The sequence below is a fragment of the Mangrovibacillus sp. Mu-81 genome (assembly GCF_036867415.1).
Classification (GTDB): domain Bacteria; phylum Bacillota; class Bacilli; order Bacillales; family Bacillaceae_B; genus Rossellomorea.
In genome coordinates this window covers 161,651-180,322 of sequence record NZ_JBAJHU010000002.1, presented here as the reverse complement: position 1 = coordinate 180,322, position 18,672 = coordinate 161,651, and the positions used below count along the sequence as shown (strand labels likewise).

General features: G+C 48.0%; 20 protein-coding genes. 19 read left to right on the top strand and 1 reads right to left on the bottom strand.

Translation table 11 applies throughout. From position 1 onward, the window contains the following. The first annotated feature begins 408 nt into the window (after positions 1-408). The 16 genes from hprK (at position 409) to trxB (ending at position 16,074) form a co-directional block, all read left to right on the top strand. The gene (gene hprK, locus V6B33_RS04615; RefSeq protein ID WP_334216574.1) at positions 409-1,344 is read left to right on the top strand and encodes an HPr(Ser) kinase/phosphatase; all 936 of its coding nucleotides are present in this window, start codon (positions 409-411) and stop codon (positions 1,342-1,344) included. 35 nt (positions 1,345-1,379) lie between these two features. Beyond that, complete coding sequence (lgt, locus tag V6B33_RS04610; protein WP_334216573.1) at positions 1,380-2,216, top strand: prolipoprotein diacylglyceryl transferase; 837 nt, start codon at positions 1,380-1,382, stop codon at positions 2,214-2,216. Between the two features lie 93 nt (positions 2,217-2,309). Next, on the top strand, positions 2,310-3,275 hold the full coding sequence (locus V6B33_RS04605; RefSeq protein WP_334216572.1) for a nucleoside recognition domain-containing protein: 966 nt from the start codon (positions 2,310-2,312) through the stop codon (positions 3,273-3,275). Beyond that, complete coding sequence (gene ppaX, locus V6B33_RS04600) at positions 3,247-3,897, top strand: pyrophosphatase PpaX (protein WP_334216571.1); 651 nt, start codon at positions 3,247-3,249, stop codon at positions 3,895-3,897. The genes V6B33_RS04605 and ppaX overlap by 29 nt, the downstream gene beginning before the upstream one ends. Then, a complete protein-coding gene (locus V6B33_RS04595; protein ID WP_334216570.1) occupies positions 3,894-4,433 on the top strand; it encodes an acyltransferase in 540 nt (179 codons plus the stop codon). Before ppaX ends, V6B33_RS04595 begins: the two co-directional genes overlap by 4 nt. Before the next feature lie 126 nt (positions 4,434-4,559). After that, positions 4,560-5,726 (top strand): MalY/PatB family protein, encoded by a 1,167-nt coding sequence (locus tag V6B33_RS04590; protein ID WP_334216569.1) that lies wholly within the window; start codon positions 4,560-4,562, stop codon positions 5,724-5,726. A 660-nt stretch (positions 5,727-6,386) separates the two neighbouring features. Continuing rightward, a complete protein-coding gene (locus V6B33_RS04585) occupies positions 6,387-7,580 on the top strand; it encodes an ATP phosphoribosyltransferase regulatory subunit (RefSeq protein ID WP_334216568.1) in 1,194 nt (397 codons plus the stop codon). Next, entirely contained in the window at positions 7,577-8,203 is a 627-nt protein-coding gene (hisG, locus tag V6B33_RS04580) for an ATP phosphoribosyltransferase (RefSeq protein WP_334216567.1), read from the top strand. The genes V6B33_RS04585 and hisG overlap by 4 nt, the downstream gene beginning before the upstream one ends. Positions 8,204-8,253: 50 nt before the next feature. Beyond that, a complete protein-coding gene (hisD, locus tag V6B33_RS04575) occupies positions 8,254-9,528 on the top strand; it encodes a histidinol dehydrogenase (protein ID WP_334216566.1) in 1,275 nt (424 codons plus the stop codon). A 42-nt stretch (positions 9,529-9,570) separates the two neighbouring features. Continuing rightward, a complete protein-coding gene (gene hisB, locus V6B33_RS04570) occupies positions 9,571-10,158 on the top strand; it encodes an imidazoleglycerol-phosphate dehydratase HisB (protein WP_334216565.1) in 588 nt (195 codons plus the stop codon). Between the two features lie 3 nt (positions 10,159-10,161). Continuing rightward, complete coding sequence (hisH, locus tag V6B33_RS04565) at positions 10,162-10,800, top strand: imidazole glycerol phosphate synthase subunit HisH (RefSeq protein WP_334216564.1); 639 nt, start codon at positions 10,162-10,164, stop codon at positions 10,798-10,800. Next, entirely contained in the window at positions 10,797-11,537 is a 741-nt protein-coding gene (hisA, locus tag V6B33_RS04560) for a 1-(5-phosphoribosyl)-5-[(5-phosphoribosylamino)methylideneamino]imidazole-4-carboxamide isomerase (protein ID WP_334216563.1), read from the top strand. The genes hisH and hisA overlap by 4 nt, the downstream gene beginning before the upstream one ends. Beyond that, complete coding sequence (hisF, locus tag V6B33_RS04555) at positions 11,531-12,289, top strand: imidazole glycerol phosphate synthase subunit HisF (protein ID WP_334216562.1); 759 nt, start codon at positions 11,531-11,533, stop codon at positions 12,287-12,289. The genes hisA and hisF overlap by 7 nt, the downstream gene beginning before the upstream one ends. Continuing rightward, entirely contained in the window at positions 12,286-12,918 is a 633-nt protein-coding gene (gene hisIE, locus V6B33_RS04550; RefSeq protein WP_334216561.1) for a bifunctional phosphoribosyl-AMP cyclohydrolase/phosphoribosyl-ATP diphosphatase HisIE, read from the top strand. The genes hisF and hisIE overlap by 4 nt, the downstream gene beginning before the upstream one ends. A 583-nt stretch (positions 12,919-13,501) precedes the next feature. Beyond that, positions 13,502-15,010 (top strand): tetratricopeptide repeat protein, encoded by a 1,509-nt coding sequence (locus tag V6B33_RS04545; RefSeq protein ID WP_334216560.1) that lies wholly within the window; start codon positions 13,502-13,504, stop codon positions 15,008-15,010. A gap of 116 nt (positions 15,011-15,126) precedes the next feature. Further along, positions 15,127-16,074: a thioredoxin-disulfide reductase gene (gene trxB / locus V6B33_RS04540; RefSeq protein ID WP_334216559.1), complete on the top strand. Its 948-nt coding sequence runs from the start codon at positions 15,127-15,129 to the stop codon at positions 16,072-16,074. 41 nt (positions 16,075-16,115) lie between these two features. Here the strand turns inward: trxB and fbpA are convergent, their stop codons facing one another. Then, positions 16,116-16,262 carry a Fur-regulated basic protein FbpA gene (fbpA, locus tag V6B33_RS04535; protein ID WP_172255006.1) on the bottom strand — a complete coding sequence of 49 codons (147 nt, stop codon included), beginning with the start codon at positions 16,260-16,262 and terminating at the stop codon, positions 16,116-16,118. Positions 16,263-16,433: 171 nt separating this feature from the next. Between fbpA and V6B33_RS04530 the strand changes: the two genes are divergently transcribed. From V6B33_RS04530 to V6B33_RS04520, 3 genes are all read left to right on the top strand, one after another. Beyond that, entirely contained in the window at positions 16,434-16,748 is a 315-nt protein-coding gene (locus V6B33_RS04530) for a MerR family transcriptional regulator (RefSeq protein WP_334216558.1), read from the top strand. A 231-nt stretch (positions 16,749-16,979) separates the two neighbouring features. Then, positions 16,980-17,696: a GDSL-type esterase/lipase family protein gene (locus V6B33_RS04525; protein ID WP_334216557.1), complete on the top strand. Its 717-nt coding sequence runs from the start codon at positions 16,980-16,982 to the stop codon at positions 17,694-17,696. Positions 17,697-18,201: 505 nt separating this feature from the next. Then, positions 18,202-18,660: an 8-oxo-dGTP diphosphatase gene (locus tag V6B33_RS04520; protein WP_032086634.1), complete on the top strand. Its 459-nt coding sequence runs from the start codon at positions 18,202-18,204 to the stop codon at positions 18,658-18,660. The last annotated feature ends 12 nt before the right edge of the window (positions 18,661-18,672 follow it).

The following is an 18,672-nucleotide window of genomic DNA, read 5'->3' as shown; positions in this document are numbered from 1 at the left end:
GATTGTTTTAATAAGGGAAGTTATTTCCGTTATCTTGCAGAATAAGGCTAGGTTTAGGGATATAAGGGAAGTTATTTCCGTTAAGGAAGGTAAAATGGTCCGTTTTCATGCTTTTGGAGTAAATAGAGGAAATGTTTTCCTCTATTTACCCTATATTTCTTGCTATTTCCTCAATAAGAGAAACTTCTTCCCTTATTTTGGCAGATTCTTCCCCGTAGTCCCCGGACTGCGCTTCTTTCTTTAGCAACATCAAAATTGCCAGGGTGGCTTCACCAAACTAAAGGCCCGACAATCGGTGCATCACAGTCGGCACTCTTGCGCTTTTGCGCATAATTGCTAAAATAGGAAAGAGTAGAAAAGATTCGAAGGGCGAACGAAATGTCCTGGGAATCGAAGGAGGAGCTTGCTTTGGCAAAGGTTCGAACGAAAGATCTAGTAGAGAAATTCAACTTGGAACTTGTCGGCGGAGAAGAAGGATTACATAGACCGATCACCACAAGTGATATATCACGTCCCGGGCTCGAGATGGCCGGCTACTTTAACTATTATCCTGCAGAGCGGATCCAGCTGCTCGGGAAGACCGAGCTTTCATTTCTGGAACTCCTGGATGAATCAGAACGAAAGAGGCGGATGGAAGCGTTGTGCACGGACATCACACCGGGCATCATCATTTCCCGCGACCTGGAGATTCCGGATGAACTTGTGGAAGCGGCAGACCGCACATCCGTGCCGGTGATGCGTTCGTCCATGAAAACCACCCGTTTTTCCTCGAGATTGACCAACTATCTCGAAAGCAAGCTTGCTCCGACGACAGCGGTGCATGGTGTACTCGTCGACATTTATGGGGTCGGGGTGCTGATCACAGGTAAGAGCGGAGTCGGGAAAAGTGAAACAGCCCTCGAACTGGTGAAACGGGGACATCGCCTTGTAGCGGATGACTGCGTTGAGATCCGTCAGGAAGATATGGATACCCTGATCGGGACCTCACCTGATTTGATCGAGCATTTACTGGAAATCCGCGGACTTGGCATCATCAATGTCATGACCCTCTTCGGTGCCGGTGCGGTGCGTAACTATAAACGCATCACCCTCTGCATCAATCTTGAACTTTGGGATCAGAAGAAACAATATGATCGTCTTGGCCTCGAAGAAGAGAAAATGAAAATCATTGATACGGAGATTACAAAATATACAGTACCTGTTCGTCCGGGCCGGAATTTAGCGGTCATCATTGAAGTGGCCGCAATGAACTTCCGTCTGAAGCGGATGGGTGTGAATGCAGCCGAGCAGTTCACGAACCGCCTCTCTGAAGTCATAGAAGACGGCGTGAACGAGGATATCTAATAGAAACACACCAATATGAACAAAGGAGCTAAACAATGAATCAATCGATCACACCCATCGATCCGATCGCATTCCAGCTTGGACCCCTGCAGGTACACTGGTACGGTGTCATCATCGGACTTGGAATTGCACTCGGATTATATTTAGCGATATCAGAAAGCAAACGTCTCGGGCTGCACCCTGATACGTTTGTCGATTTACTTGTTTGGGCGATCCCGATCGCCATTCTGTCTGCAAGGGCATACTATGTCATTTTCGAATGGGATTACTATTCCCAGAATCCCGGGGATATCATCAAAGTATGGAATGGCGGGATCGCGATACATGGAGCCTTGATCGGATCCGTGATCACTGCTCTTGTTTTTGCGAAAATCAAAGGGATTTCCTTCTGGAAGCTGGCTGACATTGCGGCGCCGAGCATCATCCTTGGGCAGGCTATCGGCCGCTGGGGCAACTTCATGAACCAGGAAGCCCATGGAGGCGAAGTCACGCGTGCCTTCCTGGAGAATCTTCATCTGCCTCGGTTCATCATTGATCAGATGTACATAAACGGGACCTATTACCACCCGACGTTCCTGTATGAATCATTATGGAACATCGCGGGATTCATCCTTCTTCTCGTTTTACGAAGAAAAGTGAACCTCCGCCGCGGGGAATTATTCCTTTCCTATGTTATCTGGTACTCGATCGGCCGCTTCTTCGTAGAAGGAATGAGAACGGACAGCCTGATGCTTACGGAAATGTTACGGATCGCACAGGTCATTTCAATCGTTCTCGTTATTGCGGCGGCAGCGCTCATCATTTATAGAAGGAAATCCGGCATGGCACGTCATGCCTATCACGATAAAAGCAATGAAGAAGTGAATGTGTAAAAACCATTGAAATAAAAAATCTGCCATAACCTGGTGGAGCGAACACGCGCTTTTCAGCCGGCGTTAACAGAAAAAATAAGGGGAGAAGAGAGAATGTGGATATCGTCAATTAAAAATGGCGGACTGACAGGATTAAAGACAACATGGTCCCTCGGGAAAGTGATTTTTCCCATTACACTGATTGTATTCGTACTGCAATACACGCCCGTCCTGCCCTGGGTGATGGAAAAAATATCGCCCTTCATGAAAATGATCGGCCTCTCGGGTGATGCAGCCATTCCCCTTGTCCTCGGAAATTTCCTGAATCTGTATGCGGGTATAGCGGGGATCCTGTCACTGGATTTGACGGTTAAAGAAGTCTTCATCATAGCGGTGATGCTGTCTTTCTCCCATAATCTGCTGATTGAATCGACGGTGGCTGCAAAGGTCGGCGTGAAAATCTGGCTGATCGTCACGGTCAGGGTCGGGTTGGCCCTCATCTCCGCGCTCATCATCAACCTCATGTGGAGCGGCGGATCCGAGACGGCGAAATACGGCATGATGCCCCCGCAGCAGGCAGAACCTGAAGGCTGGGGGCAAATCCTGTTACTCGGCTTGGAAAAAGCCGGCTACGGTGTGCTGCAGCTTGCATTGATCGTCATCCCGCTCATGATCATCATCCAGATCATGAAGGATTTAGGATGGATGGAAGTCTTTTCGCGATGGCTGGCACCTGCGACACGGGCACTCGGAATGAATGCCAACACGTCGACCACGATGGTGGCGGGCCTTGTGATCGGCCTTGCCTATGGAGCGGGCGTTATGATCCAGGCGGTGAAAGAAGACGGGGTAAGCAAGAAGGACGTCACGATTGCCTTCATCTTCCTTGTCTCCTGCCACGCAGTGGTCGAGGATACGCTGATCTTCATCCCGCTTGGTATCCCTGTCCTGCCGCTCTTGATTATCCGTCTTGTCACCGCGATCGTATTGACGATGATCGTAGCGTATATTTGGAACCGAACAGATGCAAAAAAAGAAAGGAAGAAACATTATGAGCAAAATTACAACAGTATTATTTGACCTGGATGGAACACTGATCAATACAAATGATCTGATTATCTCTTCCTTCCTTCACACCTTGAATCACTACTATCCGGATCAATACAAAGAAATCGACGTGCTTCCCTTCATGGGTCCTCCACTCGAGGAATCATTCGGCGGCTTGAACCCGGCAAAAGTCGATGAAATGTGTGCCCACTACCGTGCATACAACCAGGAACATCACGATGAGCTGGTAACCGAGTTTGAAGGCGTCTATGAAACCGTTGAAACGTTGTATAAACAAGGTTATAAGCTGGCAATCGTATCGACGAAAGTGCGAAATGTCGTATTGAAGGGCTTGGATCTGATGAAGCTCCGTCCATTTTTTGACGTGGTGATCACCCTTGATGAAGTGGAGAACGCGAAACCTCATCCAGAACCGATCGAAAAAGCACTGAAAGAATTGGGCTCGTCTCCTCAGGAAGCAATCATGGTCGGAGACAATCACCATGACATTTTAGCCGGAAAAAATGCAGGCGTCCTCTCGGCAGGAGTCGCCTGGAGTGCCAAAGGCCGAGAGCATCTTGCACAATACGAACCGGAGTTCATGCTTGAAACAATGCCTGATTTACTCGAGGTGGTCGGAGTACCGACCGCATGAGAAAAACGACACGCTACCCGGTAACAGGAGGCAATTCACTCTGGCATGTCTATAAAACCGTGCCATTCATCAAAGTCGTGAAGAACTTCATCGTTATCCAGGCAGCCCGTTACACTCCGTTCCTCGGAATGAAAAACTGGCTGTACAAGACGTTTCTGAGAATGAACATCGGCGACCAGACATCCTTCGCCCTCATGGTCATGCTCGACGTCATGTTCCCTGAAAAGATTTCCGTCGGCAGGAACACCGTCATCGGCTACAACACGACGATCCTCGCACACGAGTATCTGATCAAGGAGTACCGTCTCGGTGACGTCAACATCGGCTCGGAAGTCATGATCGGAGCGAACACGACCATTTTGCCGGGCGTCAGCATCGGGGACGGGGCCATCGTTTCAGCCGGCACCCTCGTCCACAAAGACGTACCACCCGGAGCCTTCGTCGGCGGAAACCCCATGCGTGTCATCTACACCAAAGAACAACTTGCCGAACGCTGGCAGAAAGACGAAATCTACGGGTTGAAAAGAGAAGACTGAACAGGAAGGCAAAGACGGTAATCTGTCTCTGCCTTTTTGTTTTGGTGCTTTTTATAGAAATTAGCTATTTTTTACGCCTCCAATCTGTTATAAAGTAAGAATAGAGACAAACAGGGGGCATGGGATATGAATTGGAATGATTGCATCGAGAGAACAAACACACACTCCGTCAAATGGTCGTTTCCTGAAGAGGATGTCATACCGATGTGTATAGCAGACATGGATTTTCAGGTATCGCCGGCAATTGTCGAGGCACTCAATCAAAAAGCGCAGCATGGGATCTATGGATATACGACGTTCAGCGACCGCTATTTTGAATCGATCGTTTCCTGGTGGAAAAAGCGCTTCGAGATGGAGATCGAAAAAGATTGGATCTGCTTCAGCCCCGGAATCATACCGGGAATAAACGTATTACTGTCCGTACTGACCGAACCGGGCGACGGTGTCATCATCCAGGACCCCGTTTATTATCCTTTCTACAGTACGATCGAGAATCACGGATGTTCCGTCATCAGGAATACACTGCTTTACGAAGAAGGATTTTACAAGATAGATTTTGACGATTTAGAAAAAAAGGCTAGTCAGCCTAATACGAAAATCCTCATTCTCTGCAGTCCGCACAACCCGGTTGGGAGAGTGTGGTCGCAAGAAGAACTTAAGAGAATCGGAGAGATCGCCAAACGGAATGACCTGTGGATCATATCCGATGAGATGCATGGTGACCTGGTCTACAAAGGGCATGGGCATATGCCTCTTTACAAAGCAGATGCAAGCTTGTCACAGAATAGCATCCTCTGTGCAGCACCAAGCAAAACCTTTAATATCGCAGGCCTGCAAACCTCCATTCTCCTCATTCCCAACAAGGAACTGAGGGAAAAATATAATGCGAAACTGACAGGCTTTGGCCTGATGAGACCGAATGTGTTCGGGATTGAAGGAACGATTGCAGCATACGAAGAAGGTGAACCGTGGTTAAACGAACTGCTGATGGTCCTTGAAGAAAATAAGAAGGTCGTCACCAATTATTTAGAACAGCATCTTCCAGAACTGAAAGCCATTCAACCACAGGCAACGCATCTGATCTGGATCGATTGCAGTGAACTGGGGATGTCGGGTGAAGAACTTTGTACATTCTTCCTGGAAAAAGCCCGGGTCAAATTCGACGAAGGCTTCAAATTCGGCGAATGCGGCCGATCCTTCGTCCGGATGAACATTGCCTGTCCGAAAGAACGGATTGATATGGCGTTGAGAAGGATGAATCATGCTGTATTGGAGCATCGGCTAAATCGATAATACAAGGTATTACCATGCCGCCAGATGAGAAGCGGATTGAAAATGAAAGAATAGGGGAAAAGACAAAGATAGATTGCAAAGATCTGTTTTTGTCTTTTTTGTTTTTAATAAAGAAAGGGCAGTTAATTATGAAAATTGACTTATTGCGCTCACTTACGGTTTCAAAAATGACAAACGAGTCTCATTTTCATTCTGGAAGTGTGCTCTAAATGGGTTGTGAGCAGGTATTGCTTGGGTGGAAATGAACGTATTGCGCAGCTTTTATTGATAATTGAGCCGGATTTACAGGAATTGCGCGAGAAAAAAATTTATTGCGCCGGAATCCAGATAATTGCGCTTCGTTTGGGTTTATTGCGCAAGAATTTCATTAATTGCGCCACTTTGTCGAAAAACCTCAGACAAGTACACTTATATCAAAACCTCTGAACACTGCTTCCCTGTAAACTTTACCACCAGCCGTATGTTCTCTCGACCACCTCCATCCCCCAAAAAAATCCCCGCACAACGGTTGACGAATAAAAGAAGAAAAGCTACACTACTAATAACTTTATTTTATTAGCACATTAGCGAACTAAAGGATTTCGGAATAATCAACTATTAGTAATAGCCCTTGTGATAGGGGACAATAACTCAATATTTAATTTGCCAAAGGTGGTTCTTATGACAAAGCTATTCATGTTCGAGAAGCCATTGGGAATGAGAGATACATTTCCTGATTTATATGAGATAAAAGATCAGACGAAAAGGAAAATGGAAGATGCAATGAAGCGCTGGGGGTATAAATTCATCGAGACACCGTCGCTCGAGTATTACGAAACGGTGGGGGACGCTTCCGCCATCCTCGACCGGCAGCTCTTCAAACTGCTTGATCAGCAGGGACACACGCTTGTATTGAGACCGGATATGACGGCACCGATCGCACGGATAGCCGCATCAAAACTATTGAAGGACCGGGCGCCGCTCAGACTTGCCTACTCCGACAGCGTTTTTCGCGCACAGCAGCGGGAAGGCGGCCGGCCGGCGGAATTCGAACAGGTCGGCATAGAATGCATCGGGGATGATTCCGTGAGTGCGGATGCCGAGGTGATTGCCCTGATGGTGTCCGTCCTAAAAGAAGCGGGACTCGAACACTTTAAGATTTCGATCGGGCATATCGGATTTGTACAAGAGCTGTTCACGCAAATCGTCGGGACAGAAGAACGGGCAGATACACTGAGACGATTCCTTTATGAAAAGAACTACGTCGGCTATCGTCAGCATGTCAATGAACTGACGCTTTCGTCGATAGATAAACAACGGTTGTGCAGATTTCTGACACTGCGGGGGTCGGACCACGTATTCGGAGAAGCCCACTCCCTGTTAGAAGGTGAAAAAGGTCTTCACGCCCTCGAACAACTCAAGGAATTGTGGAACATTCTACAGGACTACGGAGTCGAAAAATATATTAAATTCGATCTCAGCCTCGTCAGTCATATGAGCTACTACTCAGGCATTCTGTTCGAAGTGTACGGCGAAAATGTCGGATTCGCGATCGGAAATGGCGGCCGCTACGACAAACTGCTTGAGAAGTTCGGCAAACATTCGGGGGCGACCGGTTTCGGAATGCGCCTTGACTATGTACTCGAAGCCATGCAAATCGAACTAACCTCATCAAGCGGGGAGTGCGTGCTGTTCAGTGACGAACGCAGAAAAGAAGCGATCGCACTCGCGTCTGAACTCAGAAGCGAGGGAAAAGGAGTCGTCCTGCAGAACTGGAAAGGTGTCGGTGACGTGGATGAATTCACAAAAGGATTCAGCAATGTACATTTCGTTGTTGGACAGGAGCGGAACGGGAATGGTGGTGACAACCGATGAGCGGCTTAACAATTGCGATGCCGAAGGGCAGGATTTTTGAAGAAGCGGTCGAACTGTTAAGGAAAGCCGATTATGATCTGCCCCCGGAATTTGATGAATCAAGAAAACTGATCATCGAGGTGCCGCAGGAGGATCTTCGATTTATTTTAGCAAAACCGATGGATGTCCCGACATATGTCGAACACGGTGTTGCGGATTTGGGGATAGCCGGGAAAGACGTGATGCTTGAAGAAGAACGGAACGTGTACGAGCTGCTTGATTTGAAAATCAGCGGCTGCTATCTGGCCGTCGCCGGACTTCCCGGGACAAAAATGAGTGATGTCGCTCCGAAAATCGCGACCAAATATCCGAACGTCGCCTCTTCCTATTTCCGTGAGCAGGGGGAACAGGTGGAAATCATCAAGCTCAACGGTTCCATCGAGCTTGCCCCGCTGATCGGCCTTGCCGACAGAATCGTAGACATCGTTTCAACCGGAAGAACACTGAAGGAAAACGGACTCGTCGAATATGAAACGATCGTGGATATCACATCGAGATTGATCGCCAACCCGGTCAGTTACCGGATGAAGGATGAAAAAATCGAGGACCTGGTTGCCAGGCTGACACGGATCATCGAAGGGTGAGGGGCATTGGTGGCCATGGGATCTATTTTTTAAAAAGGCAGGCGGTATGAATGAAGATTATCAGAGAGGTCGAAGGAGCGTCGATTAAGCGCTCAGTCGACGCCGGAACCGAGGAGCAGCGGAGAGCCGTGCAGGAAATCATCTCATCTGTCCGTGAAAAAGGAGACGCTGCGCTGAAAGAATACACAGAGAAATTCGATGGTGTATCACTGGCAGAATTCAAAGTAACCGAAGTGGAAATCGCCGATGCATTTGCTGCAATGGACACCGCCATGATCAACGTGATCCAGGAAGCGGCAGATAATATCCGCACGTTTCATGAACAGCAAAAGCAATCATCGTGGTTCACCACCCGGGCGGACGGGACGATGCTCGGTCAGAAGCTGACACCGCTTGACTCGGTCGGGGTGTACGTACCAGGCGGGACGGCAGCTTACCCATCTTCCGTATTGATGAATGTGATGCCGGCAAAAGTGGCCGGCGTCGGACGGATTACCATGGTTTCTCCGCCGGGTAAAGACGGAACTCTGTCCGCGGGCGTACTCGTCGCGGCAAAAATCGCCGGAGTGGAGGACATCTACAAAGTCGGGGGAGCCCAGGCAGTAGCTGCGTTGGCATACGGGACCGAAACGATTTCCGTGGTCGATAAGATAACTGGACCAGGGAACATATATGTTGCACTTGCGAAACGCGAAGTATTCGGTGACGTGGATATCGATATGATTGCAGGACCGAGTGAAATCGTCGTACTGGCGGACGGTGATCAGCATGCGGACGAAATCGCGGCAGACCTGTTATCGCAGGCGGAACACGATCCACGGGCTTCCGCGGTTCTCGTTACCACTTGTGAAAATCTTGCCGAACGTGTTGTACAGGAAGTGGAGCGGCAACTTTCGACCCTTCCACGCGAAGACATTGCCCGCCGGTCGATCAGTGATTTTGGCGCGATCTATGTCACTGCCACCTTGGAAAAAGGGGTGGAGCTTGTGAATCAGCTGGCACCGGAGCATCTGGAAATCCTGACGGCAGATCCGTTCGAGACAATGGCGGGGATCCGCCACGCCGGAGCGATTTTCCTTGGCCGGTACAGCTCGGAACCTGTCGGCGACTATTTCGCGGGACCGAATCATGTGCTGCCGACAAATGGGACGGCACGGTTCTCAAGTCCGTTGAACGTCGATGAATTCATGAAGAAATCAAGCATCATTTCCTACAGCGAAAAAGCGCTGAAGGAGAATGGGGACAAAATAGCGGCACTGGCGCGGCTCGAAGGACTTGAAGCACACGCGCGTGCAGTCGAAATACGATTTAAAAAGAGGGACTGATTGAACGTCCGTCCCCAGGTATTTTAAAGGAGTGAAGCAACGATGGAGAGAAGTGCGGAGATTGTGAGAAAGACGAATGAGACGGATATCCGTTTGAGTTTTGGAATTGACGGGGAGGGAAATTCGGAGATTGAGACGGGTGTTTCGTTCATGAGTCATATGCTGGACTTGTTCACGAAGCATGGACAGTTTGACTGCAGAATTGTAGCAAATGGTGATACGGAGGTGGATGACCACCACACGACGGAGGATATCGGGATCTGCCTCGGGCAGGCACTCGTTCAGGCTCTTGGCGACAAGAAAGGGATCAAGCGCTACGGCTCGGCGATGGTGCCGATGGATGAGGCGCTGGCAACCGTCGCAGTCGACCTGAGCAACCGTCCCCACCTTGAATTCCGAGCGGATCTGCCAAGCGGGAAGGTCGGTACATTCGATACGGAAAACGTGCACGAATTCCTCTGGAAGCTCGCGCTTGAAGCAAGGATGAACCTGCATGTCATCGTTCATTACGGACACAATACGCATCACATCATCGAAGCGATCTTCAAGGCCCTCGGCCGTGCACTCGACGAAGCGACGACCATCGACCCGCGGGTCAAAGGGATTCCATCCACAAAGGGGATGTTGTAGATCATGATCGGCATCGCAGATTACGGAATGGGAAACCTGTTCAGCGTCAGCAAAGCGCTCGAACGGCTGAAGGTCCCTTACTTCATCAGTGACGACCGCGAGACGCTGCTGTCAGCAGACGGGTTGATCTTACCGGGGGTCGGTGCCTTCAAAGACGCTATGAAACTGTTGGAATCGACTCACCTGAAAGATACCATCCTGCGCTTTGCGGATACCGGAAAACCGCTTCTCGGCATCTGCCTCGGCATGCAGCTCCTTTTTGAAGAGAGTGAAGAAAACGGCTCTACACTTGGCCTCGGGTTGCTGCCCGGGGAAGTCATCCATATCCCGAAACAAGACCGTGCAGGAAACCGGTACAAGGTCCCTCACATGGGCTGGAATCACCTTTCTTTTCAAAAAAAATCCCGCCTGCTGGATGGATTGGCGGAAGGCTACGTCTATTTCGTCCATTCTTATTATGTGAATGGTTCGGAGGATGTCCTGACAGCAACCGCGGATTATGCCGGCGTTGAAATCCCGGCGGTCGTAAGCAAGGAAAATATTTACGGCATGCAGTTCCACCCTGAAAAGAGCGGACAGTTGGGCATGCAGCTGCTGGAAAACTTCACAAAACGGGTGAAAGAATCGGAGGCGGTATTATGAGTTTTACCATCTATCCCGCCATCGATATGCGCGGAGGAAAATGTGTACGATTGATTCAAGGAGACTACAATCAGGAGACGGTATACGGCGATTCTCCATTTGGTATGGCAAAGAAGTTCGCGGATGAAGGCGCGGAATGGATTCATATGGTCGATCTCGACGGAGCGAAGGAAGGCTCGAGGATCAATGAAGAATTCGTAATCGAGGTTGCAGAAAAATTGAATGCCAAAGTCCAAATCGGCGGTGGCATCCGCTCTGCAGAAGATATCGAGCATTATCTTAGCCGAGGAGTTGACCGCGTCATCATCGGAAGCCTTGCCGTCTCCAACACGGAATTGGTGAAAGAATGGCTTGGTGCATACGGCGGTGACAAAATCGCCATCGGTCTTGACGCCAAAGATGGCTATGTGGCCACACACGGCTGGATCGAGACGTCTTCGTTGAAGGCTGTCGACCTCGGAAAAGAGCTGGCCGCGGCCGGAGCAGAAACGTTCATTTTCACCGATATCGCCACTGACGGCATGCTTTCCGGACCGAACGTCGAAGCGGTCGTCAAGCTTGCAAGGGAAACCGGTAAATCAGTGATCGCCTCCGGAGGCGTGAGTTCATTGGAAGACCTGGCTGCCCTGAAAAATCACCATGACCAGGGAGTTTCGGGTGCGATTTGTGGAAAGTCTCTTTACACCGGGAAATTCACCGTGGCAGAGGCGTTAAAAGAGGTGAAGGGATCATGCTGACAAAACGGATCATTCCCTGTCTGGATGTAAAAGACGGCCGTGTCGTGAAAGGCATTCAATTCGTCGAGCTGAGGGATGCCGGAGACCCGGTCGAACTTGCGAAAGTGTATGACGGGCAGGGAGCAGATGAGCTGGTCTTTTTAGATATATCTGCTTCCCATGAAGGGCGGAAGACAATGGTCGAAGTCGTCCGGCACGTCGCGGCAGAACTAGCCATCCCATTTACAGTCGGCGGCGGGATCAATGCCGTTGAAGATATGAAAGCAATCCTGAGGGCAGGTGCCGACAAGGTTTCCCTGAATACGGCAGCAGTCCTGCGTCCTGAACTGGTGCGGGAAGGCGCACAGTACTTCGGCTCACAATGTATCGTCGTGGCGATTGATGCCAAGTACGATGAAGAAAGCGGCAGCTGGAAGGTGTACACCCACGGCGGCCGCAAGCTTCGCGACCTCGATGCAGTTCAGTGGGCGAAACAGGTGGAATTCCTTGGTGCCGGAGAGATCCTGCTTACCTCGATGGACAGTGACGGCGGGAAAAAAGGCTTCAATGTCGCGCTGACCCGTACTGTCAGCGAAGCCGTATCCATTCCGGTCATCGCCTCGGGCGGAGCCGGAAACGCAGAGCATTTTAAAGAAGTATTTACGGACGGAAAAGCGGATGCAGCTCTGGCCGCCTCCATTTTCCACTATAAAGAAACAAGCGTAGAAGAAGTGAAGAGTTATCTGAGAGAGCAGGAGGTGCATGTTAGATGACAACGTATGATTGGACCGCAGAAGTAAAATACGATGAAAACGGCCTCGTGCCGGCAATCATCCAGGATGCAGAAACAAAGGACGTCCTGACCCTGGCCTATATGAATGAAACATCGCTTGCGCGGACTCTTGAAACGGGTGAAACATGGTTCTACTCCCGCTCGCGCCGGGAACTCTGGCATAAAGGCGGGACGAGCGGTAACACGCAGACGGTCAAGAGTATTGTCTGGGATTGCGATAAGGATGCGCTGCTCGTCCTTGTAGATAAGAAAGGTCCTGCCTGCCACAAAGGCGAGGAAAGTTGTTTCCATGAGAAGGTTTACGGAGACAGCACCTCACCTTCTGAAGAAAACATCCTACTGACACTGGAAGCACTCATCGCCGACCGGGAAAAAGAACGTCCGGAAGGAGCCTACACGACCTACCTGTTCGAAGAAGGAGTCGACAAGATCCTCAAAAAAGTGGGCGAAGAGGCATCCGAAGTCATCATTGCTGCGAAAAACCGGGACGGCGAAGAACTGAAATGGGAAGTGGCGGATCTCTTCTACCACGTCCTTGTGCTGCTTCGTGAACAGGAGCTGCCTTTGGAGGAAGTGCTCGGGGTTCTGGTAGAGCGTCATAATAAATAAAAGTAGGAGGGACGGGTCTTTCGTTAGCTAAGGCCCGTCCTTCGATGTGTTAATGGGGACATTTTCTCCTTTATTCGGTAAGTAAGAACAGAAATGGCCGGTTTCTGACCCAGTTTTGTCAGGAAAGGGGTTACTATAAGCGTGGGCAGCCTGCGGGTGGGGATGTCATTCACGCTTAGAATAGAGAATTGCGTCGTTTTTCCATTAAATGCGCCGGAATCCAGATAATTGCGCTGGATTTTAAATAATTGCGCCTGATTCCAAATAATTGCTCCACTTCCCTAATAATTGCGCCAGAATTCGATTAATTGAGCAACTTGTCGAAAAATCTTCCCCCCCACTCACACCACCTAATCCAACAAACCACTCCAATACTCCCAATCCCGAACCCACGCCATCAAAATATGGTAGTTTAGTACAACTTTGTTGTGTGTTATACTATCTTAGTTATAGGTTATTCATTATATATTGTGATGAAGATTATTAAATGAAATACGTACATCGTGCTCTTTCAGCAGCCACCTTCAACGAGATTGTGGCGAAAAAGAGCTTAGTTATACTATGAACGTTTCGGAGGACTTTGATGAGAAAAGAGTCAAAATTAAGAAGTGAGCAAGCGAAGGTGCTGTCATTTGTCCCGACGGGTGAGTATTATTACACAAAGGGCATGAAAGCTTATCAGCGCCGCGAGCTTAAGCGATCGTTAAAATATTTGAATAGAGCGTTTCAATTGGAACCACTCGAGCCGATGATTGCGTGTCAGTTGTCGATTGTCTATACAGAGCTTGGCGAGTTCAAGCGTGCAAATGAATTGCTTCATGAAATCATTAAGAACCTGGATCCTCATATGACGGAATGCCACTACTTCCTGGCCAATAATTATGCACATTTAGGATTGTTCAAGGAAGCATATGATCATGTGAGCATGTATCTCGACAAAGAAGAATATGGCGAGTTTGTTGAGGATGCCGAAGATCTGCTTGAATTATTGGAACTGGATTCCGATCTGACGGTTGAAGACTTATATGAACATGATGATTTGATCATGCAGCAGGAGAAGGCGAAGGACTTGCTGGAATCCGGTCATTTTCAAAAAGCCGTTGAAACGCTGAAGAAAGTGATCGGGGAGTATCCGGAGTTCTGGTCGGCTTATAATAATCTGGCGCTTGCCTATTTCTACCTGGGTGAAGTGGATCAAGCGTCTGCCACCCTTGAAGAGGTGCTGGAGAAGAACCCGGGAAACCTTCATGCGCTTTGCAACACGGCTGTTTTTTATTTTTACCAAAAAAGAAATGATGAACTGAAAGAACTGATCACGGGTCTTGAAAAGGTGCGTCCGTTATTGCATGAGCACCGGTTCAAGCTTGGTGCGACATTTGCATTGATCGGTTATTCACAGAAAGCGTATGAGTGGCTGAAGTCGCTGCAAAAAATCGGCTTTGAAGGTGACGCGAGCTATTACTACTGGCTGTCCCACTCAGCGTATGAAACCGGCCGTGAGCAGACGGCCCGCAATGCCTGGAAAAAAGTGATCGAACTGAATCCCGAAAAAGAGGGAAGCGAGCCTTGGAATGACAAGCAGACTGACGGATTTGAGAATCACGTCACGTCGATCTTGAAGAAAATGCAGAGTGAATATACGGAAGAAAAGCTGTTCGGACTGTTCCTCACATCCGTTTCGGAACATCAGAAAGCCGTGTTGACGCATGCGGATTTCTGCGAGGTGGAGGAGCTTTCAATCGTGGAAAAAGTGTACCTGGCACATGTATTGAACACCAACGGCAAAAGCTCGATGAAAGTGAACCAGGAGATCAAGAATATGCATGAGGTCGCGCTTCACCTGTATGAATCCCATCATCCAATTTCAAGCGTCGATTCCGGCCTGTTCTTAACATGGTTCACGATTGCGTACCGCGGTCTTAAAGAGCGGGAAACATTCAAGAATACAAAGGCATTTGCAGCCGCTGCCGAGTATGTGTGGAAGCATCTTCGCAACGAAAAAGTGACGAAGAGACAAGTGTGCGATTCCTACAATGTGTCTGCAAGCACGTTGACTAAATATATTTCCGTGGTGGAAAGCTACCTTCCATGAGCATATTTTTGGACGATACAACCCTCTTTTTTATAGGATAGTGATAGAAAGTGAATACTATATAGGGAATATAAAAATGATGCTTAAAGAACGTTTTTTGGAAGGAGAATTTCAGTATGTCAGAAGAAAAAATCTATGATGTGATCATTGCCGGTGCAGGTCCTGCAGGAATGACAGCGGCTGTATATACGTCCCGTGCCAGTCTTTCAACTCTGATGCTTGAAAGAGGTGTGCCGGGCGGACAGATGGCTAACACGGAAGAAGTGGAAAACTATCCTGGCTTCGACCATATCCTTGGTCCGGACCTGTCGAATAAAATGTTCGATCACGCGAAGAAATTCGGTGCGGAATACGCATACGGAGACATCAAGGAAATCGTCGACGAAGGCGATTACAAGCTTGTCAAAGCGGGATCAAAGGAATACAAAGCACGTGCAATCATCCTTTCAACCGGTGCCGAATACAAGAAAATCGGCGTACCTGGTGAAAAAGAACTTGGCGGCCGCGGCGTATCCTATTGTGCAGTCTGTGATGGCGCGTTCTTCAAAGGGAAAGACCTTGTGGTCGTCGGCGGAGGAGACTCTGCAGTAGAAGAGGGTGTTTACCTGACGAGATTCGCCAATAAAGTGACGATCGTCCACCGCCGCGATAAGCTCCGTGCCCAGAAGATCCTTCAGCAGCGTGCTTTTGATAACGAAAAAGTTGATTTCATCTGGAATCACACGATCAAAGAAATCAATGACAAGGACGGCAAGGTTGGAAGTGTGACGCTGGTTTCCACTGCAAACGGCGAAGAAACAGAATTCCAGGCAGATGGTGTCTTCATTTATATCGGAATGATTCCGTTGACGAAGCCGTTCCACAACCTTGGCATCACCAATGATATGGGTTATATAGTTACCAACGAACAAATGGAAACGAAAGTCCCTGGAATTTTCGCAGCTGGAGATGTGCGCGAGAAAGAACTCCGTCAAATCGTTACAGCGACAGGCGACGGAAGCATCGCAGCCCAGGCAGCCCAGCATTATGTAGAAGAATTGAAAGAAAAAGTCAAAAACGGTTAATAGATAAAGCCTTGGGACCTTGATCCCAAGGCTTTTTTACGTCATTTCCGGTGATGCTTGTCATACAAGGCAACCAATTCGGTGAGCGTCCATTTTTCCAAATCCGGTCCTTCCGCCACTCCACTCTTTACTAAAAGACGAATAAAATGCTCTCGCTGCTTTTGAACGGCATCTCTTAAAAACGGCATAGCATTCACTCCTTACATTAGCTTACATTTATTTTAAAACGGTAGCGAACTGGGTTCCTCAACTTTGTCAGCTTTCCTTCCAAATGAAATGTTGTTTGTCAGACTTTCTTACACAAGTCACCGATTTTCCATCATGCCCATGTATAATGAGCCTAAGAGGAGGAGGGTAGAGTGGGACAGGAATCTTCCTATAAGGATAAAAAAGTGATCTCAATCGGCGTAGTCAGTGAATTGACTGGCCTGACTGAAAGAAAAATCAGGTACTACGAAGAAAAGAATCTCATTTTCCCGGAACGGACCAACAGGGGATACCGGAAATACTCTTTCAACGACGTAGAACGGTTGATGGAGATTGCGGACCATAGAGAAGAAGGCGTCACAACCAAAGAAATCAAGTACGAACTGACCAAAAAAGAGAGAAAAGAAGCTAAACAAAAAATGATCAGGGGCCAAATAAATGCACGGTTTGGAATCCAGAAAAACTGATGGATTCCGCGAAAAGGCAAACTCTAATAGGGGAGTTTGTCTTTTTAATTGTTATATAAACAATTGGCTCAGCGGAAGGGGGAGGATGCCAAACTTTATTCCTGCAATAAAAGTATCGCCAGCACACAGGCACGGTATAAGTACCAAAAATATACAGGATTACAATCCCCCCAAAAGGGAATAACTTCATCATGAACTTCATCACAGTCTAATCGGAAGGTATGATCCTCAATGTCAAAATGGAAAATCATTATACCAATCATGGTACTTGCACTTATTCCCGTCATTTATTTCAGTTATTTCGCTGAAGAAAGCAAGTCGGAATCGAAGAAGAGAGTCATCGCCCTCGGAGATTCTCTGACATATGGATATGGGGATGATAAAGATACAGGCTATATCGGCCGGCTGGAAGAAAAGGTGAACGAGAAGAACACGAAGGAGAGCTATCAGTTTCAGAACCTCGGGATCCCCGGCCAGAAATCATCAGGACTTCAAAAGCAGCTGATGAAACCGAGTGTGACCGAAGATTTATCGGAAGCGGATGTATTCATTGTCAATATCGGGACCAATGATCTCATTAAAAGCAATGGTGGAGACTTTGTTCCCCTCCATCACGAGAAAATCATGGAAGCCAAAAAAGAATACGTGGATAACTTGAATTTCATCCTGGATACCCTGGAGAAGACGAATGAGGACGCAGAAATCCTTGTGATCGGGCTTTATAATCCTTATCCTGACAAAAACAGCGATAAGATCGAGGCATATGTCGATGAGTGGAATCAAACCATCGTCCAGGAAGTGAAGAAACATGGAAAAGTGAAGTATGTTTCATCCAATCCATTATTCAAAGGAAAGGACAAGCAGAAATATTTTCACGATTCTCTCCATCCAAATGGCAAAGGGTATGAACTCATGGCCGACCAGATCATGAAGGAGTACAATTTCTAGGGGACATGTTTACTAAACCGCAGGAGAAGTTTTCGATCAGAAATGCAGACGTTCAGGAATCCTGTCTCGGAATAACCATACAATAAAATGAATGTTCATTCACCAGGTAGATATACAAATAACCCCAAAATCCGAGCGGAGTTAATAAAAATTCGTCAAATTTAACAATTCCGTAATACCGTTTTAAATCTGTTGTAACACTAGTGAAACAATTATCGGGTAATATAGAAAGTAAGAAATTGACCCCCTTTTTAGTAATAAATCCCGTAGACGACACAGGACTCGCCTGTGTCTATTTTTTTTGCCTTTTTTTCTGTTATAGTGACACGGAGGGGGGCTGTACTACTCGAAATATGGAGAAGCGTGTCCATTTTTATTAAAGATGAATCGACAAATTTACACGGGCAGGCGGAGACATTGTGGCTTGCCTGCAATCATAGTATAATATAAGGAATCAGAAGGGACTCTGAAGTTGTCCTTTAGAACAGAACTTGAGGTGAAGGACGTGCAGCGTGTCACAAATTGCTTATATCTGGACGGAGACAAAGTACTCCTTCTCCAAAAGCCGCGCCGGAATTGGTGGGTGGCACCGGGCGGCAAGATGGAGCCAGGTGAATCGATCCGCGATGCTGTCATCCGTGAATATCGCGAAGAAACAGGGATTTATTTAAAGAATCCCGACTTGAAAGGTGTATTTACGTTCATCATCAAAGATGGGGAAAAAGTGGTCTCGGAGTGGATGATGTTTTCCTTTTTTGCAACCGAAGCAGACGGTGTCAACCTGCAGGAATCGGAAGAAGGTAAGATCAAATGGCACAAGTTTGAAGATATCAAGGATCTGCCGATGGCTGAGGGAGACTATCATATTCTCGATTATCTCCTGCACGGAAAGAAAACCATCTACGGAACATTTACGTATACACCGGATTTCAAGCTGCTATCTTACCGTTTAGATCCGAGCTAGAAACATATAAAT

Excerpts from the sequence above, each read along its gene's own strand:
- lgt (WP_334216573.1), top strand. The coding sequence starts at position 1,380 with ATGAATCAATCGATCACACCCATCGATCCGATCGCATTCCAGCTTGGA.
- V6B33_RS04605 (WP_334216572.1), top strand. The coding sequence starts at position 2,310 with ATGTGGATATCGTCAATTAAAAATGGCGGACTGACAGGATTAAAGACA.
- ppaX (WP_334216571.1), top strand. The coding sequence starts at position 3,247 with ATGAGCAAAATTACAACAGTATTATTTGACCTGGATGGAACACTGATC.
- V6B33_RS04595 (WP_334216570.1), top strand. The coding sequence starts at position 3,894 with ATGAGAAAAACGACACGCTACCCGGTAACAGGAGGCAATTCACTCTGG.
- V6B33_RS04590 (WP_334216569.1), top strand. The coding sequence starts at position 4,560 with ATGAATTGGAATGATTGCATCGAGAGAACAAACACACACTCCGTCAAA.
- V6B33_RS04585 (WP_334216568.1), top strand. The coding sequence starts at position 6,387 with ATGACAAAGCTATTCATGTTCGAGAAGCCATTGGGAATGAGAGATACA.
- hisG (WP_334216567.1), top strand. The coding sequence starts at position 7,577 with ATGAGCGGCTTAACAATTGCGATGCCGAAGGGCAGGATTTTTGAAGAA.
- hisD (WP_334216566.1), top strand. The coding sequence starts at position 8,254 with ATGAAGATTATCAGAGAGGTCGAAGGAGCGTCGATTAAGCGCTCAGTC.
- hisB (WP_334216565.1), top strand. The coding sequence starts at position 9,571 with ATGGAGAGAAGTGCGGAGATTGTGAGAAAGACGAATGAGACGGATATC.
- hisH (WP_334216564.1), top strand. The coding sequence starts at position 10,162 with ATGATCGGCATCGCAGATTACGGAATGGGAAACCTGTTCAGCGTCAGC.
- hisA (WP_334216563.1), top strand. The coding sequence starts at position 10,797 with ATGAGTTTTACCATCTATCCCGCCATCGATATGCGCGGAGGAAAATGT.
- hisF (WP_334216562.1), top strand. The coding sequence starts at position 11,531 with ATGCTGACAAAACGGATCATTCCCTGTCTGGATGTAAAAGACGGCCGT.
- hisIE (WP_334216561.1), top strand. The coding sequence starts at position 12,286 with ATGACAACGTATGATTGGACCGCAGAAGTAAAATACGATGAAAACGGC.
- V6B33_RS04545 (WP_334216560.1), top strand. The coding sequence starts at position 13,502 with ATGAGAAAAGAGTCAAAATTAAGAAGTGAGCAAGCGAAGGTGCTGTCA.
- trxB (WP_334216559.1), top strand. The coding sequence starts at position 15,127 with ATGTCAGAAGAAAAAATCTATGATGTGATCATTGCCGGTGCAGGTCCT.
- fbpA (WP_172255006.1), bottom strand. The coding sequence starts at position 16,262 with ATGCCGTTTTTAAGAGATGCCGTTCAAAAGCAGCGAGAGCATTTTATT.
- V6B33_RS04525 (WP_334216557.1), top strand. The coding sequence starts at position 16,980 with ATGTCAAAATGGAAAATCATTATACCAATCATGGTACTTGCACTTATT.